The organism is Microbulbifer agarilyticus S89 (assembly GCF_000220505.1).
In the GTDB taxonomy this organism is placed as follows: domain Bacteria; phylum Pseudomonadota; class Gammaproteobacteria; order Pseudomonadales; family Cellvibrionaceae; genus Microbulbifer; species Microbulbifer agarilyticus_B.
Genome location: NZ_AFPJ01000034.1, coordinates 52,259 through 75,594 on the forward strand (window position 1 = coordinate 52,259; position 23,336 = coordinate 75,594).

The 23,336-nt window shown below is 57.5% G+C and carries 18 protein-coding genes; all 18 read left to right on the forward strand.

The window, feature by feature from the left end; translation table 11 throughout:
- Nucleotides 1-20: 20 nt before the first annotated feature.
- The 18 genes from rsmH to mutT all read left to right on the forward strand — a co-directional run bounded on the left by rsmH (nucleotide 21) and on the right by mutT (nucleotide 23,134).
- Entirely contained in the window at nucleotides 21-956 is a 936-nt protein-coding gene (gene rsmH / locus AS89_RS0110355; RefSeq protein ID WP_010132530.1) for a 16S rRNA (cytosine(1402)-N(4))-methyltransferase RsmH, read from the forward strand.
- A 3-nt stretch (nucleotides 957-959) separates the two neighbouring features.
- Nucleotides 960-1,232 (forward strand): cell division protein FtsL, encoded by a 273-nt coding sequence (gene ftsL, locus AS89_RS0110360; protein ID WP_010132531.1) that lies wholly within the window; start codon nucleotides 960-962, stop codon nucleotides 1,230-1,232.
- Between the two features lie 90 nt (nucleotides 1,233-1,322).
- Nucleotides 1,323-3,092, forward strand: a complete 1,770-nt coding sequence (locus AS89_RS0110365) for a peptidoglycan D,D-transpeptidase FtsI family protein (protein ID WP_010132533.1) — start codon at nucleotides 1,323-1,325, stop codon at nucleotides 3,090-3,092.
- Nucleotides 3,089-4,624 (forward strand): UDP-N-acetylmuramoyl-L-alanyl-D-glutamate--2,6-diaminopimelate ligase, encoded by a 1,536-nt coding sequence (locus AS89_RS0110370; protein WP_010132534.1) that lies wholly within the window; start codon nucleotides 3,089-3,091, stop codon nucleotides 4,622-4,624. Before AS89_RS0110365 ends, AS89_RS0110370 begins: the two co-directional genes overlap by 4 nt.
- Entirely contained in the window at nucleotides 4,621-5,991 is a 1,371-nt protein-coding gene (locus AS89_RS0110375; RefSeq protein ID WP_010132535.1) for a UDP-N-acetylmuramoyl-tripeptide--D-alanyl-D-alanine ligase, read from the forward strand. Before AS89_RS0110370 ends, AS89_RS0110375 begins: the two co-directional genes overlap by 4 nt.
- A 12-nt stretch (nucleotides 5,992-6,003) precedes the next feature.
- Nucleotides 6,004-7,089 (forward strand): phospho-N-acetylmuramoyl-pentapeptide-transferase, encoded by a 1,086-nt coding sequence (gene mraY / locus AS89_RS0110380; protein ID WP_010132536.1) that lies wholly within the window; start codon nucleotides 6,004-6,006, stop codon nucleotides 7,087-7,089.
- 46 nt (nucleotides 7,090-7,135) lie between these two features.
- Nucleotides 7,136-8,536: a UDP-N-acetylmuramoyl-L-alanine--D-glutamate ligase gene (gene murD / locus AS89_RS0110385; protein WP_010132537.1), complete on the forward strand. Its 1,401-nt coding sequence runs from the start codon at nucleotides 7,136-7,138 to the stop codon at nucleotides 8,534-8,536.
- Nucleotides 8,533-9,759, forward strand: coding sequence for a putative lipid II flippase FtsW (ftsW, locus tag AS89_RS17320; protein WP_010132538.1), 1,227 nt, complete (start codon nucleotides 8,533-8,535; stop codon nucleotides 9,757-9,759). Before murD ends, ftsW begins: the two co-directional genes overlap by 4 nt.
- Complete coding sequence (gene murG, locus AS89_RS0110395) at nucleotides 9,759-10,856, forward strand: undecaprenyldiphospho-muramoylpentapeptide beta-N-acetylglucosaminyltransferase (protein ID WP_010132539.1); 1,098 nt, start codon at nucleotides 9,759-9,761, stop codon at nucleotides 10,854-10,856. The genes ftsW and murG overlap by 1 nt, the downstream gene beginning before the upstream one ends.
- Nucleotides 10,857-10,899: 43 nt before the next feature.
- Entirely contained in the window at nucleotides 10,900-12,342 is a 1,443-nt protein-coding gene (murC, locus tag AS89_RS0110400) for a UDP-N-acetylmuramate--L-alanine ligase (RefSeq protein ID WP_010132540.1), read from the forward strand.
- A 60-nt stretch (nucleotides 12,343-12,402) separates the two neighbouring features.
- On the forward strand, nucleotides 12,403-13,242 hold the full coding sequence (locus AS89_RS0110405) for a cell division protein FtsQ/DivIB (protein WP_010132541.1): 840 nt from the start codon (nucleotides 12,403-12,405) through the stop codon (nucleotides 13,240-13,242).
- Nucleotides 13,243-13,333: 91 nt separating this feature from the next.
- Nucleotides 13,334-14,569 carry a cell division protein FtsA gene (ftsA, locus tag AS89_RS0110410; protein WP_010132542.1) on the forward strand — a complete coding sequence of 412 codons (1,236 nt, stop codon included), beginning with the start codon at nucleotides 13,334-13,336 and terminating at the stop codon, nucleotides 14,567-14,569.
- Nucleotides 14,570-14,632: 63 nt separating this feature from the next.
- The gene (gene ftsZ / locus AS89_RS0110415; RefSeq protein ID WP_010132543.1) at nucleotides 14,633-15,838 is read left to right on the forward strand and encodes a cell division protein FtsZ; all 1,206 of its coding nucleotides are present in this window, start codon (nucleotides 14,633-14,635) and stop codon (nucleotides 15,836-15,838) included.
- A gap of 482 nt (nucleotides 15,839-16,320) precedes the next feature.
- A complete protein-coding gene (gene lpxC / locus AS89_RS0110420; protein ID WP_010132544.1) occupies nucleotides 16,321-17,235 on the forward strand; it encodes a UDP-3-O-acyl-N-acetylglucosamine deacetylase in 915 nt (304 codons plus the stop codon).
- Nucleotides 17,236-17,510: 275 nt separating this feature from the next.
- Nucleotides 17,511-18,449, forward strand: a complete 939-nt coding sequence (locus AS89_RS0110425) for a M23 family metallopeptidase (RefSeq protein WP_010132545.1) — start codon at nucleotides 17,511-17,513, stop codon at nucleotides 18,447-18,449.
- Between the two features lie 186 nt (nucleotides 18,450-18,635).
- Nucleotides 18,636-21,392: a preprotein translocase subunit SecA gene (gene secA / locus AS89_RS0110430; protein ID WP_010132546.1), complete on the forward strand. Its 2,757-nt coding sequence runs from the start codon at nucleotides 18,636-18,638 to the stop codon at nucleotides 21,390-21,392.
- A 120-nt stretch (nucleotides 21,393-21,512) separates the two neighbouring features.
- A complete protein-coding gene (gene argJ / locus AS89_RS0110435; protein ID WP_010132547.1) occupies nucleotides 21,513-22,712 on the forward strand; it encodes a bifunctional glutamate N-acetyltransferase/amino-acid acetyltransferase ArgJ in 1,200 nt (399 codons plus the stop codon).
- On the forward strand, nucleotides 22,712-23,134 hold the full coding sequence (mutT, locus tag AS89_RS0110440) for an 8-oxo-dGTP diphosphatase MutT (RefSeq protein WP_010132549.1): 423 nt from the start codon (nucleotides 22,712-22,714) through the stop codon (nucleotides 23,132-23,134). The genes argJ and mutT overlap by 1 nt, the downstream gene beginning before the upstream one ends.
- Nucleotides 23,135-23,336 lie beyond the last annotated feature (202 nt).

Here is a 23,336-nt window from a genome sequence, read left to right on the forward strand (position 1 = left end):
ATCAAACGCAGGAGAAAGGGGTGTCCCAGGATCTGCATCGCAGTGTGTTGTTACGCGAGGCTGTGGACGCCCTGGTGGTGGACCCTGACGGCTTTTATATAGACGGTACTTTTGGGCGTGGTGGTCACAGTGCACTGGTACTGGAGCAGCTCGGGGGTGCCGGTAGCCTGCTGGCAGTGGATAAGGATCCACAAGCCATTGCCTACGCCGGTGAGCGTTTTGCTGGGGAGTCGCGTTTCGCGATCTGGCATGGTTCGTTTGCCGACATGGATCAGGCGGCGGCAGGTAGGGAAGGGCAAGTATCCGGCATCCTGCTGGACCTGGGCGTTTCCTCACCGCAGCTGGACCAGGCCGAGCGCGGCTTCAGCTTTATGCAGGACGGACCGCTGGATATGCGTATGGACACCAGCCGTGGCATGAGCGCCGCCGATTGGGTTAACACGGAATCCGAGGCCGAAATGGCGCGGGTGTTTAAGGAGTATGGCGAAGAGCGCTTTGCACGTCGTATGGCGGCGGCCATTGCCAGGCGCCGGGCAGAAAAGCCATTTGAGCGCACGCTTGACCTGGCGGAAGTGGTGAAGGCGGCGAACCCTGCCTGGGAAAAGGGGAAACACCCGGCGACACGCGTGTTCCAGGCAATACGCATACATATAAATGGTGAGTTGGACGACCTGTATCAGGCATTGGACAAGTCGCTGCAGTTGTTAAAGCCCGGTGGGCGTCTGGTCATTATCAGCTTCCACTCACTGGAAGATCGTATCGTGAAGCGCTTTATTCGCGAGCAAGAAAAGGGGCCACAATTGCCGCGCGGTTTGCCGGTAATGGACAGCCAGATCACCAAGACACTTCGCTCTGTGGGTAAGGCGGTCAAGGCGGAAGCCCAAGAAGTCGGTGAGAACGTCCGCTCCAGAAGTGCGGTGATGCGAGTGGCCGAGCGGCTGCCGAGTCGGGCGTAACAAATGTCGACGAAGAAGCTGTGGCTGTTGGTGCTGTGGGCGCTGGTAATGGTATCCGCCCTGGGTGTAGTGCACACCACGCACCAGAGCCGGGTGTTGACCGCCCAGCTGGAACAGGCGCAGCGCTATCGAGATGAACTGCGCTACGAACAGGAACGTTTGTTGCTGGAGCGCGGCGCCTGGTCCGCGTACAGCCGTATCGAGCAGGTTGCGAAGGAAAAGCTGGAAATGCACGCGCCGGGTCCCTCCGAGCGGGTGTTGGTGTCGAAGAATTAGATGGTTGGGAATGTGTTTTGGCGCAGTGTCAAAGCAGTTGAGCCAAAACAATAGATAAAGAAGAAATAGGGTCAGGGGAAGGTCGCCACTATGGGTGCCGTCAAAAAGCAGCAACAACAGCCGGGTATTGCCCGCTGGCGCTTCGCGCTGGTGGCCGGTTTGCTGTGCCTGCTTGCCGCAGCCCTGGTGGTTCATTTGGCAGGGCTGCAGGTATTGCCCGAGCAAGATAAAGGCTATCGGTTCCTGCAGGACCAAGGGCGCGCACGCACCATTCGCACGGAAGAAATAGCTGCCTATCGCGGCAGTATTGTCGACCGTAACGGCGAGTTGCTGGCGGTGAGCACGCCGGTGCACACCATCTGGGCAAACCCCCAACTGTTGAAAGAAGCAAGCGCGGACCAGTTGCGTCTTCTCGCATCAACGCTCGGCACGCCAGCGGCCCGTCTTGCAGAGCGCCTGAAAAAGTATCGCAACAAAGGATTTATGTACCTGCGTCGCCATATGACCCCGGAGGGCGCGCAAAAGGTATTGGCTTTGGATCTGGCCGGGGTATACAGCAAGAAAGAGTATCGGCGTTTTTATCCGGCGGGCGAAGTGACTGCCCAGCTGCTGGGCTTTACTAATATCGACGACCTTGGTCAGGAAGGGTTGGAGCTTGCTTACGAGCAGTCCCTGGCTGGTGAGCCCGGTAAGCGCCAGGTGATGAAGGACCTGAAGGGGCGCGTGGTACGGGACCTGGCGGTTCAGCAGGAGGCACGTCCGGGGCGGGACTTGCAGCTCACCATTGATATGCGTCTGCAATACCTCGCGTATCGCGAACTGAAAAAAGCTGTTGCGGAAAACGGCGCCGCGTCCGGCTACATGGTGATCCTCGATACCCAATCCGGCGACGTATTGGCGATGGCGAATCAACCATCGTTCAACCCGAACAATCGCGCTGGGGTTAAGGCCGCCGCAATGCGCAACCGTGCGCTGATCGACCAGTTCGAGCCCGGCTCGACGATTAAGCCACTGACCGCACTGGCGGCACTGGAGACTGGTCGCTGGCAGCCAAATACGCGAATCAATACCAGTCCCGGATATATCCGGTTGCCGGGAAAAACGTTGCTGGACCCGGTGAACTACGGCGAGATTGACCTCACCAAGGTCATTACCAAGTCGAGCCAGGTGGGTATTACCAAGGTGGCTATGGATCTGGAGCCCGAAACCTTGCGTGGACTTTTTTATCGCCTGGGACTGGGCGAGGCAGTTGGCAGCGGATTCCCCGGGGAGGCCCCGGGAATCCTGCCAACCAGGGATCGATGGCATCCCATTGAGCTAGCGAACTTTGCGTTCGGCTACGGTTTAACAGTGAACGCGGTGCAATTGGCTCAGGCCTACAGTGTGGTTGCAAGCGCCGGGCAAAAACGCCCGGTTTCGCTGATTTTGGAGCAGGGAAAAAACTCTGCCACAAGTGTTCCAGCGGAGCGTGTCGTGGATGCCGAGTTGGCGCGCAAAGTTGCCGCCATGCTGGAGACGGTAATCGGCCCCGAGGGCACGGGCAAGCACGCCGCGGTGGATGGTTACCGTGTGGCCGGAAAGACGGGCACCGTGCACAAGGTGGGCCGTGAGGGTTACGTCGACAACCGCTATCGCTCGGTGTTTGCCGGCTTTGTGCCTGTGGATAACCCGCGCCTTGCTGCGGTGGTAGTGATCGATGATCCCACCAACACTAAATATTACGGCGGTGAGGTGGCAGCGCCGGTATTTGGCAAAGTGATGACTGGCGCCATGCGCTTGCTGCAGGTACCGCCCGAACATATTCCGCCGGCTGAAGAGCAGCTGGCAAAGCAGCTGGACGAAAGAGGTACAACATCGTGACCCAGCGCAAGCAAACGAATGCGAACAACACGCGCCATGTATCCCTCGCGATGCTGGTGCCCGGCTATGCCGGAATTCCAGATATTTCGGTAAGTGGTGTTGCCCTGGATAGCCGTCAGGTGAAACCGGGTGACGTTTTTATGGCGCTGCGCGGCACCGTAGTGGATGGCCGTGAATATATAGAAAGTGCTATTGCCAGTGGCGCCGCAGCGGTGCTCGCTGATGGCGACACGCTCGATAGCGTCGAGCGGGATGGCGTACAGGTTATTACCGTACCGGGACTGGCAGCGCGCGTGGGCGAAATTGCCGCGCGTTTTTATGGCAACCCGAGTGCGGCGATGTACCTGGTGGGTATTACCGGTACCAACGGGAAGTCCACTTGCGCGTATTTGACCGCGCAATTACTCGCCGCACATTTTGGGAGTGCCGCGGTGATGGGCACGATTGGCAATGGCGTGTGGAAAGATGGCGAAGTGCATCTGGAAGATACGGGCCTTACCACTCCCGACCCGGTGCGCCTACAAAAAGACTACGCGGAGTTCTATGCACAGGGCGCGCGCGCCGGTGCCATGGAAGTTTCTTCCCACTCGTTGGCGCAGGGGCGAGTGCACGGGCTGGAGTTCGATACCGCGGTATTTACCAACCTCACGCGGGATCATCTCGATTACCACGGCAATATGGCGGCCTACGGTGCGGCCAAAGAAAAACTGTTTGGGTTGCCCAAGCTCAAGCGCGGTGTGATCAATATCGATGATCCGTTTGGAGCGCAAATGGTCGAGCGCTGCAAGCTGCGAGGTTTGAAAGTCATTACCTATGGTTTGCAGTCCGGCGATTTGCAAATTCGCGACTTGAAGCGCCTCGACAGTGGCTTTTCGGTGCGCCTGATTACCCCGTGGGGCGAGGGACAGCTGAAGGCGCCGCTCATCGGTGACTTTAATATTCACAACGCGCTTGCCGTTGTGGCTGCGGCGGGCGCAGCAGGTATGCCACTGTCGGATATTCTGGCCGCCTTCGAAACGATTCGTCCGGTGCCAGGCCGCATGGAGCGTGTGGTTACGGGGGGAAGCGAAGACATCAGTGTGTTGGTGGACTACGCCCATACCCCAGACGCGCTGCGTGCGGCGTTGGAAGCTGCGCGGCCCTACTGTCGCGGCAAGTTATGGTGTGTGTTTGGTTGTGGCGGGGATCGCGATACTGGAAAGCGTGCCCCGATGGGACGCATCGCGGTCGAGCTGTCGGATTGCCCGGTAGTGACCAGTGACAACCCGCGAAGCGAAGACCCGCAAAAAATCATCGACGATATTTTGCAGGGCGTGGACGGTCAAAAATGTGTCGTGAAAGCAGACCGCGCTGAAGCGATTGCTTTCGCGGTCGCGAATGCGGGCTCTGGCGATACCGTGTTGATTGCAGGGAAAGGTCACGAAGACTACCAGTTGGTCGGTGAGCAAAAATTGCATTTCTGTGACCGGGAACAGGCGGCTAACGCACTGCTCGCCAGAGCCGCGGGACAGACCGCAGGGAGCGAATCATGATTGCACCTCTGACCCTCGAACAATTGCAGCAACGATTTGGTGGTGAGCTGGTTAATGGCTCGGTGCAATTTGATGCTGTGTGTACTGATACGCGCAAGCTGGATCCCGCCGCATTGTTTGTCGCCCTGCGGGGCGAGACCTTCGATGCCCACGATTTTCTCGCCGACGTGGATGGCAAGGTACTCGGTGTCGTGAGCGAAAAGCGCCTGGAAAACTCTGCGCTACCACAGTGGCTGGTGAAGGATACGCGTGTTGCCTTGGGTCAGATTGGCCGCCTGTGTCGCGAACAGTTTAGCGGGCCGGTCATTGGCATCACTGGCTCCTGCGGCAAAACCACGGTGAAAGAGATGCTCGCGGGTATCTTTGGGCAGCGCCATAAGGTGTGCGTGACTCAGGGCAACCTCAACAATCACTTTGGGGTGCCGATGACCCTGTTTTCCCTGGCGCCGGAGCACGAAGTACTGATCGTGGAAATGGGGGCGAGTGGACCAAACGAGATCGGTTACCTGTGCAGTATTGCGAACCCCAAAATTACCGCGGTAAACAATGTGATGCCGGCGCACGTGGAGGGTTTCGGCTCAATTGACGGCATTGCTACAGCCAAAGGGCAGATCTACACCAGCCTCGACCCAGATGGCACGGCGGTGATCAACGCGGATGACAACTATGCCGACTACTGGCGTGGCGAAATGCCTGAAGGTGTGCGCACCCTGGAAGTAGGGTTTGGCCACCAGTGGGCGGTGCATCCAGACAACATCGAGTTGGATGCTCGCGGTTGCCCGAAGTTTGACCTTGTCGTTGAGGGGGTATCCCATCCGGTACAACTTCAGGTGCTCGGAGAGCACAACGTACACAATGCTCTGGTGGCTTCGGGTATTGCACATGCTGCGGGGATCCCCGTACCAGAAATCGCCGCGGGGCTGGGTGTTTCCAGTGGTGTGGCGGGGCGCATGCAATCCATTGTCGGTAGTAACGGCGCGACGGTTATTGACGATAGCTATAACGCCAATCCGGGCTCGGTGAGCGCGGCGATTGAAATGCTCGCCCAGCGCGATGGCAAAAAGATCTTGGTGTTGGGCGATATGGCAGAGCTCGGGCCTGACGCGGATAGCGCCCATCGTGAGATGGGGTTGCTCGCTCGCGAGCGCGGGATCGATCAGCTCTTCACTCTGGGCAGCTTGAGCGGTGCGGCCAGTGTGGCATTTGCCGCAGGGCATCAACATGAACAACGTAATTTTTCCGAGCGTGAGCCGCTGATTAAAGTGTTGGCGCCGGAGTTGGATGAAAACACCACTGTGCTGGTGAAAGGTTCCCGCAGTGCGCGCATGGAGCTGATCGTGCAGGCGCTGACTGACGGAAATCAATAAAAGGTTAATACCATGCTGCTATGGCTGGCTGAATATTTACAACAGTATGTTAAGGGCTTTTCGGTCTTTAACTACCTTACCGTGCGGGCCATTCTTGGTGCGCTGACAGCGTTGGGTATCTCGCTGTTGGTAGGCCCGCGGATGATTGCCTGGCTGGACCGTTTGCAGGTTGGGCAGGCGGTACGCGACGATGGCCCGCAATCTCACCTGAGCAAATCAGGTACCCCGACCATGGGCGGTACTCTGATTCTAGCGGCAATTTTTTCTGGCGCGTTGCTTTGGTCCGACCTGAACAACCGCCTGGTGTGGGTAACCCTACTGGTGACCTTTGTGTTTGGTGCCGTTGGATTTGTGGATGACTACAAGAAGGTCGTTGAAAAGAATTCACGTGGACTGATCGCACGCTGGAAGTATTTCTGGCAGTCGGTGGCCGGCCTGGGTGCCGCCATTTACCTGTATATGAGTGCAACTACCCCCGCAGAAACCCAGCTGTTTGTGCCGTTCTTCAAAGATGTAGCCATTAACCTTGGGCCGGTGATGTTTATTCTGCTCACCTACTTCGTGGTGGTGGGTTCCAGTAACGCGGTGAACCTCACTGACGGCCTCGATGGGCTCGCGATTATGCCGTCGGTCATGGTGGGTGGTGCGCTCGGCCTGATTGCTTACCTGGTCGGCCACGTAGAGTTTGCCAACTACCTGCATATTCCATATATCGCGGGTGCCGGAGAGTTGGCGGTGTTTTGTGCCGCGCTGGGCGGGGCCGGGTTGGGTTTTCTCTGGTTTAACACCTATCCCGCACAAGTATTTATGGGTGATGTGGGTGCTCTGGCCCTGGGGGCCGCGCTTGGCATCATCGCGGTGATTACCCGTCACGAGATTGTGCTGTTCATCATGGGTGGCGTGTTTGTGATGGAAACTGTGTCGGTCATCCTGCAGGTGGCATCGTTCAAGCTGACCGGTAAGCGAATTTTCCGTATGGCCCCGCTGCACCACCATTTCGAATTGAAAGGCTGGCCGGAGCCACGCGTCATTGTGCGTTTTTGGATTATTACGGTGGTTTTGGTGTTGGCTGGTCTGGCCACGCTGAAGCTGCGCTGATCAGAGACTAGGGATAACTAGGAATAAACAGAAACATAAATCGACAATGAACCTTATCGCAACTTCAGAGAAAAAAGTGGTAATCGGATTGGGTGCTACCGGGCAATCGGTGGTGCGTTATCTGCTGCGCCAGGGAATTTCTCCTGTGGTTGTTGATAGCCGTGAGGCTCCGCCAGCACTGGTACAGTTCCGCGCGGAGTATCCGGAAGTGGCGGTCGAGTGCGGTCCGCTGAACCCAGACACCTTGCTTGCCGCCAGTGAAATTATTGCCAGCCCCGGTGTGGGCGTCGCGGAACCCGCGATTGCCGCAGCTATGGCTGCGGGTGTCCCGGTTGTAGGTGACATCGAACTATTTGCGCGCGAATTAAATCGTCTTGAGCAGCGCCCGAAAATTATTGCGATTACGGGTTCCAACGGCAAAAGCACCGTGACCACTCTGATGGGGGAGATGGTCTCCGCCGCCGGGTTCAGCGTTGAGGTGGGCGGCAATATCGGTGTGCCGGTGCTCGATATGCTGGCGCAATGCGGGACGAACTTGCCGGACGTGTTTGTGTTGGAGTTGTCTAGTTTCCAGCTGGAAACCACCTACTCCCTGGCGCCAGATGTGGCGACCATCCTGAATATGAGCGCGGATCATATGGATCGCTATCCAAATATGGCCGCCTACCACCAGGCGAAGCAGCGCGTGTACCGCCATGCGCAGCAGCTGGTGATCAATCGGGCTGACCCGCTGACCCGCGGCCCGCTCGGTAAAGACCGGGTGGAGTGGAGCTTTGGCCTCGACCGCCCGGATCTGCGCCAGTTTGGGGTTATCCGCGACGGCGCAGACCAGTGGCTTGCCCAGGGTACGGAAAAATTATTGCGTACCGACGCAATGGCAATGGTGGGTAGCCACAATATTGCTAATGCACTCGCCGCGCTGGCGCTGGGGTATGCGGTAGGTATGGAAATGCCGGCGATGTTGCAGGTGCTGCGTCAGTTTACCGGGCTGACACACCGCTGTGAGCGGGTCGGTGATATCGACGGTGTTGTGTTTGTGAATGATTCAAAAGGCACCAATGTTGGCGCTACGCGCGCCGCGCTGGATGGTCTCGCGGATGACGAACGCAAGATTGTTCTGATTGCCGGTGGCGACGGTAAAGGTGCGGATTTTTCACCGCTGGGCGAAGCGGCAGGCGCGTTGCGCGGCCTGGTTACGATCGGCGTGGATGGTCCGAAAATCGCCAGTGTGTTTGCCGATCGCGTGCCGCAGGTGACCGCGAGCGATATGACTGATGCGGTAGCGAAGGCACGCGCGATGGCGCATTCGGGCGACTTTGTACTGCTGTCACCGGCCTGTGCCAGCTTTGATATGTATCGCAATTTCGAAGCGCGCGGCGAAGATTTTCGCCGTGCGGTAGACGTGCTGGTATCCGCTGGTGGCGCGGACAGGGAGGCGCTGCGATGAGTAAGTTGCCCCTGAATGCCGCGAACCAGTCGATTGATCCCTATGCCTGGGTGCTGCCTTTTTGCGTCGCCGCGCTGGCGAGTATTGGTGTGGTGATGGTTGCCTCGGCATCCGTGGCATTTGCAGCGGACCTGTACAACGACCAGTGGTATTTCCTCAAGCGCCACCTGGTGTTCTTGGCCGCGGGCATTGTGGGGGCGTTGATCCTAAGCCGGATCTCGCTCAATACCTGGTCGAACCTGTCCTGGACGCTGCTGATATTCGCAGTCGCCATGCTGGTAGCGGTACTGATTCCAGGTATCGGCCGCGCTGTGAATGGCAGTATGCGCTGGATTGCCCTGGGGCCAATCACGGTGCAGCCCGCCGAGGTAGCCAAGTTCTGCTGCTTGGTATTTTTTGCCAGTTTCCTGACGCGGCGTCACGAAAAGCTGCGTCACTGGAGCAGCTTTATGGTGCCGATTTCAGTACTGGGCATTGTTGCACTGTTGTTGCTTCTGGAGCCCGACTTCGGATCGGTGGTGGTGATCTCGGGTACCGCCCTGGCGATGGTATTTCTGGCCGGCGCGCGCTTGCCGCATACCTTTATGTTGGTGGCTGTTGCCGCTTGCGGCCTGGTGATGATGGCGATTTTTAGTCCCTACCGCTTGCAGCGTTTAACAACCTTCTGGGATCCCTGGGCGGAGCAGTATGCGGCGGGCTATCAGTTGACCCAGTCACTGATTGCGTTCGGGCGAGGCGAATGGTTTGGTGTCGGCCTGGGTAACAGCGTACAGAAATTGTTTTACCTGCCGGAGGCGCATACGGATTTTGTCTTTGCGATTTTGGCTGAGGAGTGGGGTTTGATCGGCGGCCTGGTGGTTATCGCGCTGTATGCCGCATTGACGTGGTCGCTGTTGCGATTGGTGCGCAAAGCGCTGGCTACACAGGCCTACTTTGCTGCGCTGCTCACCTTCGGTATTGCGGTGCTGCTGGCTGGACAGGCCTTCGTAAATATGGGGGTTGCCTCAGGGCTGCTGCCCACCAAGGGGCTCACCTTGCCATTCGTCAGCTCCGGCGGCTCCAGTTTGGTTGTGTGCTTTGCCTTGTTTGCACTGGCGCTGCGCGCGCAGAAAGAATTGAACCGTGAAGAGGGGCAGGACCAGGGGCGTATTGAAAAGATCAGCCAGTTGCCGATCTTCAATCCGTTACAGCTGGGCGACAGAAAATCCGGGGAGGCCGCGTGATGGATACGACCGTGACCGACAAGCGCTTCTCTGGCAAGAAAATTTTGATGATGGCCGGCGGTACTGGTGGCCATGTATTCCCGGCGCTGGCGGTGGCCAATGCGTTGCGGGATCAGGGCGCATCCATCGAGTGGCTCGGCACCATGCGTGGTATTGAGTCGCAATTGATCCCCGCGGCAGACATTCCCCTGCACTTTATTACCGTGGAAGGGGTGCGTGGCAAAGGTAAGGCAGCGTTGCTAAAAGCACCTCTGCAGATCAGCAAAGCGGTATGGCAGGCACGCAAAGTGGTGAGTGCAGTGAAGCCCGATGCGGTGTTGGGATTTGGCGGTTTTGCCACTGGCCCGGGCGGTGTTGCCGCGCGCCTCGCCGGTGTGCCGTTGATCATCCACGAGCAAAACGCCGTAGCGGGAACGACCAACCGGTTACTGGCAAAAATTGCCTGTCGAGTTCTTGAGGCGTTTCCCAGTGGATTGCCAAGAGCTGAGGAAGTTGGCAACCCGGTACGGATGGAAATTGCCCAGTTGCCCGCTCCTGCGTCGCGGGTGGGTAAGGTGCAGCCCCCACGCCTGCTCGTGTTGGGCGGCAGCCTGGGCGCCGTGGCGATCAATGAGCTGGTGCCACGAGCGCTGGCCGAGATGACCGAAGAACGACGTCCGCAGGTGGTGCATCAAGCGGGGCAACGGCATCTGGACGTGGCGAAGGAAGCCTACGAACGCGCTGGTGTCTCCGCGAATGTGGTGCCATTTATTGCCGATATGGCGACGGCGTACGCTCAGGCGGACCTGGTGATTTGTCGCTCCGGTGCGCTGACGGTTTCCGAGATCGCCGCTGCCGGACTGGGTGCAATTATGGTTCCGTTTCCGTTTGCGATTGACGACCACCAAACCAAGAACGGTGAATGGCTGCAGCAGGCGGGCGCGGCAACAGTGATTCAGCAAGATGATCTTGATGCTCCGCAATTGGCGCAATTGCTGGAAAGCTTGTTTGCCGACCCAACAAAATTATTGGCTATGGCCGAGGCCGCGCGCCGAGTGGCCAAGCCCGATGCGACCGACCGCGTGTTGGCCGTATGCAGTGAAGAATTGAGGTGCTGAGATGTCTGAAGATTTAACCAAAAGCGCCGCGACAGGAAAGGTAATGACGCCATCCGGTGAACGTAACTACCAGGTTCCGGCCATGCGCCGTATTCGACGCATCCATTTTATTGGTGTCGGTGGTGCCGGTATGAGCGGTATTGCGGAAGTATTGCAAAATCAGGGCTATGAGGTTTCTGGCTCTGATTTGCGTGAGAGCAAGGTGACCGAGCGCCTGCGTAACCTGGGTGTGAAAGTGCAAATTGGTCACACCGAAGAGAATGTCCGTGATGTTGATGTGGTGGTGAACTCATCGGCCATTTATGGGGATAACCCCGAGCTCACCGCAGCACGGGAAAACCGGATCCCAGTGGTACGCCGCGCAGAAATGCTGGGTGAGTTAATGCGTTACCGCTATGGCATTGCGGTGGCAGGTACCCACGGCAAGACCACGACGACCAGCCTGATCGCATCGATTTTCGCCGCCGATGGCAAGGATCCGACGTTCGTTATCGGTGGCCTGGTAAATAGCGCGGGAGCCAATGCGGCCCTGGGTGAGAGCCGATACCTGGTGGCCGAGGCAGACGAAAGTGATGCGTCTTTCCTGCACCTGCAGCCCATGGTTACCGTGGTGACCAATATTGATGCCGACCATATGGAAACCTATGGCGGCGACTTTGAAAAAGTGAAGCAGATCTTCATCGACTTTATCCACAACCTACCGTTTTACGGCCTGGCGGTGATGTGTGGTGACGATGCCAATGTGCAGGAAATTATCCCCAAACTGGCCCGGCCGGTTGCTACCTACGGTTTTGAAGAGGACAACGATTTCCGAGTCAGTAATGTTCGCCAAGAACCGCTGCGCAGCTTTTTCGACGTACAACGTCCGGATGGTAGCGTTATTGACGTGTGTGTGAATGTCCCGGGTATTCACAATGTGCTGAACGCCACCGCTGCGATCGCCGTAGCAACGGAAGAGGGGGTGAGCGACACCGCTATTCGCGAAGGCCTGAAAGGTTTTCAGGGGGTGGGGCGACGTTTTCAAATTTACGGCGAGTACCCGGTCAGTGATGATCAGCAAGCGGCGAAAGTCATGTTGGTGGATGATTACGGCCACCACCCACGCGAAGTGGCCGCGACCATCAAGACCGTGCGCGATGGTTGGCCGGAGCGGCGTCTGGTGATGGTATACCAGCCGCATCGTTATACCCGTACCCGGGATTTGTTCGAAGATTTTGTGCAGGTGCTATCTGAGGTCGACAAACTGGTTCTTCTGGATGTATATAGCGCGGGCGAAGCGGTGATCCCCGGCGCCGATGGTAGGACCTTGGCGCGGAGCATCCGGAACCGTGGACAGGTCGATCCGATTTTTGTGGAGACAGTGGACCAGGTGCCGCCGATTCTTGCGGACCTGCTGGAGCCCGGGGATATCGTGCTGACCCAGGGAGCCGGCAACGTTGGTGGACTCGCCCAGCAACTGTCCGAGTGGCGTCTTGGTGACAAGTAGCGTGCCCACGGCACCGAGTTATTAACAGTTAATAAACGAAAATTGCGGTGACTTATAGCCGTGGCAGCGAACAAAAAAGCATCGCGCGATAAAGTCGCGAAGCCCAAGAAAGGAAAAAAACCGGTACGTGGTGCGCGCGCCCTGCCGGACCCGGGCCAAGAAGCATCGCCCGGTGCCTTGCGTATCGTCGCGATGCTTGGGCTGCTGGCACTGGTCGCGTCCGGGCTCGGCTATGCCGCGCACTGGCTTTGGCAGCAGGCACCCAGTGTTGCACCGAGTCGGCAAGAGGCTCTGGTCAATGTGCGGGTAAAGGCACCGTTTCGCGCAGTGAGTGAAAAAGCGGTGGAGGACATTTTGTTACCCCACCTGCGCAATGGCTTCTTCGCTGTGGATATTGATGGGGTGCGCGATGCGCTGCTGCGCGATCCGTGGATCGTGAATGCATCGGTAAGTCGACGTTGGCCACATGGGGTTGAGGTTGTTATCGAGGAGGCGGAGCCTCTGGCGATTTGGGGTGATGATCACCTGTTGGTTGCGAGTGGCGCGTTGCTGCCACGGCCAGAGAATTTACGTGATTTGCGTTTGCCGGAACTAGCGGGAGATGCCGATCTGGTGGATCGAATAATGATGCAGTATCAGGCGTTGGCCGGGCTGCTAACCACCAAAGATATGGAAGTGCGCCGCTTGTCATTTGATGACCTGGCGGGATGGCAGCTGGAGCTGGTGAGCGGTATCCGCCTGCAGCTTGGCCACGATGAGTTGTTGGAGCGCGTTGGTCGTTTCCTCAGCTTGACGCGCGGCGTACTGGCGCCGCATCTGCAAAAAATTGCGGGCGTGGATGCCCGTTACAACAATGCAGTTGCGGTGCAATGGAAAGAAACGGAACAAACAAAAAACTGACAACAAAATAGGTTGATAAAATGCGAGGCTTCGTCCTGATCTGGCATTCAAAATGCGGATCGGCACCGCGTCTCGCGAGGTTGAAAATCCAATGACACAATCCTCTGAACCACGCATGATCGTCGGGCTGGATATCGGTACGTCCAAGGTAGTTGCGATCGTCGGCGAAGTTTCCGGAGACGGCGAACTGAACATCGTCGGCATCGGCTCTCATCGCTCCACAGGTATGAAGCGTGGCGTGGTGGTGAATATCGAATCCACGGTGCAGTCCATTCAACGCGCCGTGGAAGAGGCCGAGTTGATGGCCGGGTGCGAGATTCATTCGGTGTATGCGGGCATCGCCGGCAGCCATATTCGCAGCTTGAACTCACACGGAATTGTCGCGATCAAGGATCGTGAAGTTACGCAGCAAGACCTGGACCGAGTGATTGACGCGGCTCGTGCCGTGGCGATTCCTGCGGATCAAAAAATATTGCACACCCTGCCCCAGGAATACCTGATCGATAACCAGGAGGGTGTAAAGGAACCGTTGGGAATGTCCGGAGTCCGCCTAGAGGCCAAGGTGCATCTGGTGAGCGGCGCGGTAAATGCGGCACAGAATATCGAGAAGTGTATTCGTCGCTGCGGCCTGGAAGTGGAAGACGTGATTCTTGAGCAGCTGGCCTCAAGCTATGCGGTGCTGACCGACGACGAAAAAGAGCTGGGTGTATGCATGGTCGATATCGGTGGCGGTACCACGGATATCGCCGTGTTTACTGGCGGTTCTATTCGCCACACCGGCGTGATCCCGATCGCAGGGGACCAGGTCACCAATGATATCGCCATGGCCCTGCGGACACCCACGCCGCATGCCGAGGACCTGAAAATCAAATACGCCTGCGCGCTGGCAAAACTTGCCCGGGAAGGCGAGACCATTAAGGTACCGAGTGTCGGCGACCGCGCTCCACGGGATCTCTCCCGGCAGGCTTTGGCTGAGGTGGTAGAGCCGCGCTACGACGAACTGTTTACGTTGGTACAGGCGGAGTTGCGCCGCAGCGGTTTTGAAGATTTATGCGCGGCGGGCATCGTACTCACCGGCGGCTCGTCAAAGATGGAAGGTGCGGTGGAACTGGCCGAGGAAATTTTCCATATGCCGGTGCGTCTCGCGGTACCCCAGGGGATCTCTGGTCTTACGGATATCGTAAGTAATCCAATTTATTCCACCGGTGTTGGCTTGCTGATGTACGCAATCCAATCCGAGGAAAACAAGGGCAGGCAGCCAAGCGTCAAGCACAGTGAAAATCAGTGGTGGGACAAGGTTAAGCACTGGTTCAGAGGCAACCTCTGAAGCAAAAAATAATTACCGGGATCGATAATTAAATTTAGACATGAGCAAAAAAGGGGAACAGCAATGTTCGAACTCGTAGATAGCGTACAGGATAAGCCTGTCATCAAAGTGATTGGTGTGGGAGGTGGCGGCGGCAACGCCGTGAAGCACATGATCGCTTGCGATGTAGACGGTGTAGATTTCATCTGCGCCAATACCGATGCCCAGGCCCTGAAAGATGTGGAAGCACAAACCATTCTGCAGCTGGGTAACACCATTACCCGCGGACTGGGAGCCGGTGCGAATCCTGAGGTGGGCCGTCAGTCTGCGCTTGAGGATCGAGAGCGCATCGCGGAAGTGCTGACCGGAGCCGACATGGTATTTATTACCGCGGGCATGGGGGGCGGTACGGGTACCGGTGGTGCGCCGATCGTCGCAGAGATCGCCAAGGATCTTGGCATTCTTACCGTTGCTGTCGTTACGCGCCCATTCATGATTGAAGGTCGCAAGCGCACCACGGTCGCGGAAGAGGGCATCCTTGAGCTGCGTGACAAGGTCGACTCGCTGATTACCATTCCCAACGATCGTCTGCTGGAAGTACTCGGCAACAAGATCACCATGAAGGCGGCCTACAAGGAAGCCGACAATGTGCTGTTGGGCGCCGTACAGGGTATTGCGGACCTGATGATCCGCCCGGGTATCATGAATGTGGACTTCGCCGATGTGCGTACCGTTATGTCTGAAATGGGCATGGCGATGATGGGCTCCGGTGCGGCAGTTGGTGAAAACCGCGCCCGCGAAGCGGCGGAAAAAGCGGTGCGCAGCCCGCTGCTGGATAACGTGAACCTGCAGGGTGCACGCGGCATCCTGGTCAACATCATTACCGGTAGCGAGGATGCAGGCTGCCAGGAACTGACCCTGGGTGAGTACTCCGAAGTGGGCCAGATTGTGCAGGAAATTGCCTCCGATGATGCGACGGTGGTGATCGGCACCGCCGTAGATGACAAGCTGGGTGACGAAATGCGGGTGACCGTTGTCGCTGCCGGGCTGGGTGAAGCGTCTGCACAAGTCGCGCGCCCGACCAAAGTGGTGGACAACACCCGTCGTCAGGAACCGCGTGAAACCGCGCGCCCGGCTGCGACTGCCGACGCGACTCGTGAGTCCAAGGATGTGCACACCGCACCGCGCGCGGAGGGTGAGCGCAAGCGCACGATGCCGCCGATTAATCCTTCCGACCAGGACATGGAATATCTGGATATTCCTGCGTTCTTGCGTCGACAGGCGGACTAAGTCGAGCAGGCTCCCCAGAGTAGGGGCGGCATTTGCTCATGTCCTCGCCCGGTGAAACCCCGGGCGTTCGCCCGCTCTGGTGAGGGTGGCAGGACTTGGAAACACGGGGTCTGTCACCTGGAGCCTGTCGGCGCAGCCTGCTGACGACGACTGCTCAGGGATGAAATAAAGAATAATCCGGCGCAAGGAAGCGTTGCTTGATAGAGGAACAATGGAATAACAAAAACTGAGAGATTGGTGACCAGTAGGTTCTGTAGCGCCGCTGTGTCGGCGAGAGCGTACAATTATTGGTAATCCTGTGCACTGGTTTGGCGTTGGAGTCTTCGCGCTAGGCTATGCTTAAGCTTGTCAGAGCGGAAAGGCCGTGCTGTTCTTGCAGAGATGACCGAAGGGGTTTCTGTAGTTTTGGCGTGGATTTTCTGTTACTATCGCCGGCTCGCTGCGGCTCGTGTGCCGCTCACCGATTGGGAACCTAGATATAGATGATCAAACAGCGCACTCTCAAGAACGCAATTCGTGCTACTGGCGTAGGCCTGCATACCGGTAAAAAGGTGATTTTGACCCTGAAACCGGCGCCGGTGAACAGTGGTATCGTTTTCCGTCGGGTCGATTTGGACCCGGTGGTTGAGATTGAAGCACGTGCCGAAAATGTGGGCGATACCCTGCTTTCCACCACTCTGGTGAAGGGCGATGTGCGTGTCGCTACCGTTGAGCACCTGCTGTCCGCAATGGCGGGCCTGGGTATCGACAATGCGATTGTTGAGCTGTCTGCCCAAGAAGTGCCGATTATGGACGGCAGCGCCGGTCCTTTCGTATTCCTGATTCAGTCTGCAGGTATTCAGGAGCAAGCCGCTCCGAAGAAGTTCCTGCGGATCAAGAAGCCGGTAACCGTTGAAGAGGGCGACAAGGTCGCGAGCTTCCTGCCTTTCAATGGCTTTAAGGTTTCCTTCACTATTGATTTTGACCACCCGGTATTCCAGGGGCGCAATCTGACCTCAGCGGTCGATTTCTCCAGCACCTCTTTCGTTAAAGAAGTGAGCCGTGCGCGTACCTTTGGTTTTATGCACGAGATCGAGTATCTGCGCTCCAAAGGCCTGGTACAGGGTGGTAGCGTAGATAACGCCATTGTTATTGACCAGTACCGCATCCTGAATGAGGGCGGCCTGCGTTACGAAGATGAATTCGTAAAACACAAGATTCTTGACGCCATCGGTGACCTGTACCTGTTGGGTACGAGCGTGATTGGTGAGTTCAAGGCCTTCAAATCTGGCCACGCATTGAACAACAAGTCGTTGCGCACCCTGATGGCGCAGGAAGACGCCTGGGAAATGGTCACCTTCGAGGGTGAACAGGAAGAAGCGCCTATCTCTTACGTCAAGCCAATCCTGGCGGTGTAAGAGGCGCGTAGCGAGAAAGCCGGCACGAAAATTGCCGGCTTTTTTGTGTGTCGGTGCCGGAAGATTTCTGCGCCACTACGCTTTTTTAGCCGCCAGTACGTGATACATTGGCCGGCAACTTGCCACTGAGGATGGCCTTGGGACATAGCAGGATGCGACAGTCCCGGTTACAGCAGAAGTTACACCATTGGATCAGTTTGATCTGATCCGTCCCGGTAGCTGCTGGTGACCAAATCATTACAACAACAATGTGTCGCAAACCTTACACGCTTGCTATGAAAGTTATCCTCGTCAATGATCGCGGCGGTGTTTCCCGCAGCTTCAACTTCGGCGGCTTGAGCAAAGCTTTGCTCGGCCTGTGCCTGTTGGGGCTCCCTGTTGGCGCCTTTTTCATTGGTGCGAACTTGCCGGCGACCGAGTCCGACGTATTCGACTCGCGCGCGGTGAAGGCGTGGAACAAGGCGCTGCGTAAGCAGCAGGATCAAATCTCTGATGCGGATCAGCAGGCGCGCGAGCAGCTCACGGCGCTCACCGTCAAACTGGCCGAGTTGCAGGCGCGCCTGACCCGCCTGGACGCGCTGGGTGAGCGGCTCACCACCATTGCAAAGCTGGATGAAGGTGAGTTTCAGTTTGGTGTTACCCCTGCTGTCGGTGGCCCCGAGGATTCGGGTATCGCCGGCACCAGCGATCTTCCCTACCAGCCCCCCGAATTCCTCGAAGTGATCGGCGATCTGTCGGATCAAATTGAAGACCGTCAGATGCAATTGCAGACTCTGGATAGCCTGATCAGCCGCCAGCAGTTGCAGGATGAGCAGTTTATCGCCGGGCGTCCCATTACCCGTGGCTGGATGTCATCGCGCTACGGCTACCGTACGGATCCTTTCAGCGGCCGCCGCTCCTGGCATAAAGGTGTGGATTTCGCCGGTAAGCGCGGCTCTGACGTGGTTTCCGTGGCCGCCGGCGTGGTGACCTGGGCCGAAGACCGCTACGGCTATGGCCAGCTGGTCGAGATCAACCACGGTAACGGCTATAAAACCCGCTACGGCCACAACAGTGAGATCAAGGTCAAGCTGGGTGATATCGTGAAAAAGGGCCAGGTGATTGCCTTGATGGGTTCCAGTGGCCGCTCTACCGGCCCGCACGTCCACTTTGAAGTCTACAAAAACGACCGTCCGGTCGATCCCGCCAGCTACATCCGCCGCACCGGCAGATAACAACTATCCTCTATCATGGCGCGGCGGGACCCTTGTAATCCCGCCCTGGTGCCCGCAACTTTAGCTCTATCTCTGGGCAAGACTGTTGCGGCGTATGGCGCCTTCCTGTTTACTTGCACTCTTTCCGCGCAGCACCGTCACGACAGGTCCTGCGGGCATAATCAGCATTAATGTGGTTTCTGAATAATGATTGGCAATCTGATAAAAACAGTCTTCGGGTCGAAAAATGATCGCGAGCTCAAGCGCATGCGCAAGGTCGTTAGCAAGATCAATGCGCTGGAAGACGAATATAAGGCGCTGGACGACACGGCGCTGAAAGCCAAGACGGACGAATTCAAGCAACGCCTGGCGAACGGCGAGAAGCTGGATAGCCTGCTGCCGGAGGCGTTTGCTGCGGTGCGTGAAGCCGGTTCACGTACTCTGGGCATGCGCCACTTTGACGTACAGATGATCGGTGGTATGACCCTGCACGAAGGCCGCATCGCGGAGATGCGTACCGGTGAGGGTAAGACCCTGGTAGCAACCCTGCCGGCGTACCTGAATGCGCTAGAGGGTAAAGGCGTACATATCATCACGGTGAACGACTATCTGGCCGCGCGTGACGCCAACTGGATGCGCCCTGTGTATGAATTCCTGGGGCTGAGCGTGGGTATTGTGGTTTCCCAGCAGCACCCGGCGGAAAAGCAGGAAGCCTATCAGGCGGATATCACTTACGGCACCAACAATGAGTTCGGCTTTGACTATTTGCGCGACAACATGGTGCTGCGCAAGGAAGATCGCACCCAGCGCCCACAGAATTTTGCGATTGTGGATGAGGTGGACTCCATCCTGATCGATGAAGCGCGTACCCCGCTGATCATCTCCGGTGCCGCGGAAGATTCCTCCCAGCTGTACATGGCCATGAATAAGCTGGTACCGCAGTTGGAACGCGGTGAAGAGGGCGGTGAAGGTCACTACACGGTGGATGAGAAGACCCGCCAGGTAGAGATGACCGAAGATGGCCACCAGCTGATCGAAGACTTGCTTACCCGTGGCGGCCTGCTGAAAGAAGACGAATCCCTGTATGCGCCGGGAAACCTGGGCCTGCTGCACCATGTCAACGCCGCACTGCGCGCGCACGTGCTGTTCAACAAAGATGTGGATTACATCGTGCAGAACGGCCAGGTGGTGTTGATCGACGAGCACACCGGCCGCACCATGCCGGGCCGTCGCCTGTCCGAGGGCCTGCACCAGGCGCTCGAAGCAAAAGAGAATGTTCAGATTCAGAGCGAGAGCCAGACCCTGGCCTCCACCACTTTCCAGAACCTGTTCCGCTTTTACCCCAAACTGGCGGGTATGACCGGTACCGCAGATACCGAAGCGTTTGAGTTCCGTCAGATCTACGGTCTGGACGTGGTGGTTATCCCCACCAACCGCGAGAAGCAGCGCGAAGACCTGAATGACCTGGTGTACCTCACCAAAGATGAAAAGCTCGAAGCGATCATCGAGGACATCAAATACTGCCGCGACAAGAAGGCGCCGATCCTGGTGGGCACCGCGTCCATCGAGACGTCCGAAGAGATGTCGCGCCTGCTGCAAAAAGCCAAGATCGAGCACCAGGTACTGAACGCCAAGTTCCACGAAAAAGAAGCGCAGATCATTGCCCAGGCCGGCCGCCCGGGTACCGTAACCATTGCTACTAACATGGCCGGCCGCGGTACGGATATTGTGCTCGGTGGTAACTGGGAAGCGGAAGTTGAGGAGCTGCAGGAGCGCGAGAAGCGTGATGCCACCGCAGAAGAAATCGACAAGATCAAGGCAGACTGGGCGACCCGCCACGAGACCGTGATTGAGGCCGGCGGCCTGCATATTATCGGTACCGAGCGCCACGAGTCCCGTCGTATCGACAACCAGTTGCGCGGCCGTGCTGGCCGTCAGGGTGACCCGGGTGTAACCCGCTTCTACCTGTCCCTGGAAGACAATCTGATGCGTATCTTCGCCTCCGACCGGGTGAAGAACTTTATGCAGATGCTGGGCATGGAGCGTGGCGAGGCAATCGAGCACCGCATGGTCTCCAATGCCATCGAAAAAGCGCAGCGCCGTGTAGAAGGCCGCAACTTTGATATTCGTAAGCAGCTGCTGGAATACGATGATGTGGCCAATGACCAGCGCCAGGTGATCTACTCCCAGCGCAACGAGTTGCTGGAAGCCGAAACCATCAGCGATACCATCACCGCGATCCGTGACGATGTGGTGAATGAACTGATCTCCAACCATGTGCCGCCGCAAAGCGTGGAAGAGCAGTGGGATATTCCCGCACTAGAGCAGCAGCTGGCTTCTGAGCTCGGCCTGCAACTGCCCATCAAGCAGTGGTTGGATGAAGACCGAACGCTGCATGAAGAGAGCCTGCGTGAGAAAATCATCGCGGAAGCGCAGGGTGTATACCAGCAGAAGCTGGCGCGTATCGCCGAGAGCACTGGGGATGAGAACTTGATGCCGACCATCGAGCGCCAGGTGATGTTGCAGGTGCTCGACCAGCTGTGGAAGGAGCACCTGTCCAGCATGGATCACCTGCGTGCGGGTATCGGTCTGCGCGCTTACGCCAACAAAAACCCCAAGCAGGAGTTCAAGCGCGAGTCGTTCGAGCTGTTCCAGACGCTGCTGGAGAACCTCAAACACGAGGTGATTCGCGTACTGGCTCACGTTGAGCCGATGACCCGTGAGCAGATGGAAGAAATGGAGCAGCGCCGCCTGGAAGCGCAGCGTCGCCAGCAGCTGGAACTGCAACACGCACAGGCTTCCGCCATGCCAGAGGGTGAGGAAGCTGCCCCGGCACCTGCGCAGCCGAGTGCGGAGCCGGTACGTCGCGGTCCGCGCGTTGGCCGCAACGACCCATGCCCCTGCGGTTCCGGTAAGAAGTACAAGCAGTGCCATGGCAAGCTGACTTCTTCCACGACATCCTGAGGTCAACTCTGACCATTTAACACAGGCTTGTTGCTGACTTATTAAAAGGCCCGCTCTTACCAGCGGGCCTTTTTCTTTATAATCTGCGCTTAACTCGTGAATGTTCAAGGACGTATCCGTATGGCGCAGCCTCTCCCTTCGATTCCCGGCATCCGTCTTGCCGCCGTTCCCGCCAAGGTCAAAGACTGGCAGCGTAATGACCTGTTGCTGATCGACATTGCCGAGGGTGCCAGCGTTTCCGCCACTTTTACCCAGAATGCGTTTTGTGCGGCCCCGGTACTGGTGGCAAAAGAGCATATCCGCGAGGGCGGCATTCGCGCGCTGCTGGTGAATGCTGGCAATGCCAACGCGGCAACGGGAGAGCGGGGGCTGCAGGATGCCAGCCGCTGCTGCGAGGGCGTCGCCCAGGCACTCGGCACCAGCGCACAGCAGGTGTTGCCTTTCAGCACTGGTGTCATTGGCGAGCACCTGCCGGTGCAGAATATTTTGAATGCGATTCCCACGGCCGCGGCGCAGCTGCAGGCAGACGGATGGGAAAGTGCCGCCAAGGCCATCATGACCACCGACACGCGCCCGAAAACGGCAAGCCGTCAGATAGAGATTGCCGGTGAGACCATCTCCATTGTCGGTATCGCCAAAGGCGCCGGCATGGTCCAGCCCAATATGGCGACCATGCTCGCCTATGTCGCCACCGATGCGCGTATTCCACAAAATGTCTTGGATACGCTGGTACAGGAAGCAGTCGCGGCGTCGTTCAACCGCATCAGTGTGGACGGGGACACTTCGACCAACGATGCCTGTGTGTTAATCGCCAGTGGCGCCACTGGTCCGGAGCTTGCGGATACAAACAGTGATACCTATGCGCAGCTGAAGGCCGCCATTATTGCTGTGCATATCGAATTGGCGCAGGCTATTGTGAAAGACGGTGAGGGCGCGACCAAGTTCGTTACCGTGCAGGTGAACAATGCCGCCAGCTCGGAAGAGGCGTTGCGAATGGCGTTTGAGATCGGTGAATCCCCGCTGGTAAAAACGGCGCTCTACGCCTCAGATCCCAACTGGGGCCGACTGGTAATGGCGATTGGCAATGCCGGCGCAAAAGACCTGGAAACCAACAAGATCTGTGTGTATCTCGACGATGTGCAAATCGTCGAGGCCGGTGGGCGCGCAGCGAGTTATACCGAGGATGCCGGGCAGAAGGTTTTCGAGCAGGCGGAATTTACAATTTCCGTAGATTTGCAGCGCGGCGACGTCAGCGAACATATCTGGACCTGCGACTTCTCCCACGAGTACGTCACCATCAACGCGGAGTACCGCACCTGATGAGCGGCGCCGCAATCAAACATATTCATGTCGCGGTTGGGGTGATTCTTGGCACCGACGGCCGCATTCTCCTGGCCAAGCGCCCCGACCACTTGCATATGGGTGGCCGCTGGGAGTTTCCCGGCGGCAAGGTCGAGAACAATGAATCTATTCAGGCGGCCATGACGCGTGAGCTGAAGGAAGAGCTCGATATTGACGTAAAGGCAATGGAGCCACTGATCGAAGTTCGACACGACTACGGCGACAAGCAGGTATTTCTGGATACCTGGTGTGTTACCGAGTTTGCGGGCAAGGAGCGTGGCGTCGAAGGGCAGGAGCTTGCCTGGGTTCCTGTAAGTGAACTGCCGGAATATCACTTTCCCGATGCAAACCAGCCTATTGTTGAGGCGGTGTTGAACTACGTAAACCGTTCCTATAAATAAGACTTGCGTTTGGATAGCTCTTTGTAGAGTGTCCGCGCAGAAATTCAGAGTGCATAGTTCGACTTGAAGGCAAGTGCTGGGTGTGGATTTTCGGGATCGTCGCAAACAGGATGTTTGCGCCGAAGCGCCCAGGGATGGGTTCACAGGGGAGCGCCTAGCTCGGTCCCGAAAATCCACACCCAGTGCTTGGCCGCTACTGCAG

Excerpts from the sequence above, each read along its gene's own strand:
- argJ (WP_010132547.1), top strand. The coding sequence starts at position 21,513 with ATGGCGCAGCCTCTCCCTTCGATTCCCGGCATCCGTCTTGCCGCCGTT.
- ftsZ (WP_010132543.1), top strand. The coding sequence starts at position 14,633 with ATGTTCGAACTCGTAGATAGCGTACAGGATAAGCCTGTCATCAAAGTG.
- mraY (WP_010132536.1), top strand. The coding sequence starts at position 6,004 with ATGCTGCTATGGCTGGCTGAATATTTACAACAGTATGTTAAGGGCTTT.
- ftsL (WP_010132531.1), top strand. The coding sequence starts at position 960 with ATGTCGACGAAGAAGCTGTGGCTGTTGGTGCTGTGGGCGCTGGTAATG.
- ftsA (WP_010132542.1), top strand. The coding sequence starts at position 13,334 with ATGACACAATCCTCTGAACCACGCATGATCGTCGGGCTGGATATCGGT.
- murG (WP_010132539.1), top strand. The coding sequence starts at position 9,759 with ATGGATACGACCGTGACCGACAAGCGCTTCTCTGGCAAGAAAATTTTG.
- lpxC (WP_010132544.1), top strand. The coding sequence starts at position 16,321 with ATGATCAAACAGCGCACTCTCAAGAACGCAATTCGTGCTACTGGCGTA.
- AS89_RS0110425 (WP_010132545.1), top strand. The coding sequence starts at position 17,511 with ATGAAAGTTATCCTCGTCAATGATCGCGGCGGTGTTTCCCGCAGCTTC.
- mutT (WP_010132549.1), top strand. The coding sequence starts at position 22,712 with ATGAGCGGCGCCGCAATCAAACATATTCATGTCGCGGTTGGGGTGATT.
- AS89_RS0110375 (WP_010132535.1), top strand. The coding sequence starts at position 4,621 with ATGATTGCACCTCTGACCCTCGAACAATTGCAGCAACGATTTGGTGGT.
- AS89_RS0110365 (WP_010132533.1), top strand. The coding sequence starts at position 1,323 with ATGGGTGCCGTCAAAAAGCAGCAACAACAGCCGGGTATTGCCCGCTGG.
- murC (WP_010132540.1), top strand. The coding sequence starts at position 10,900 with ATGACGCCATCCGGTGAACGTAACTACCAGGTTCCGGCCATGCGCCGT.
- ftsW (WP_010132538.1), top strand. The coding sequence starts at position 8,533 with ATGAGTAAGTTGCCCCTGAATGCCGCGAACCAGTCGATTGATCCCTAT.
- murD (WP_010132537.1), top strand. The coding sequence starts at position 7,136 with ATGAACCTTATCGCAACTTCAGAGAAAAAAGTGGTAATCGGATTGGGT.
- secA (WP_010132546.1), top strand. The coding sequence starts at position 18,636 with ATGATTGGCAATCTGATAAAAACAGTCTTCGGGTCGAAAAATGATCGC.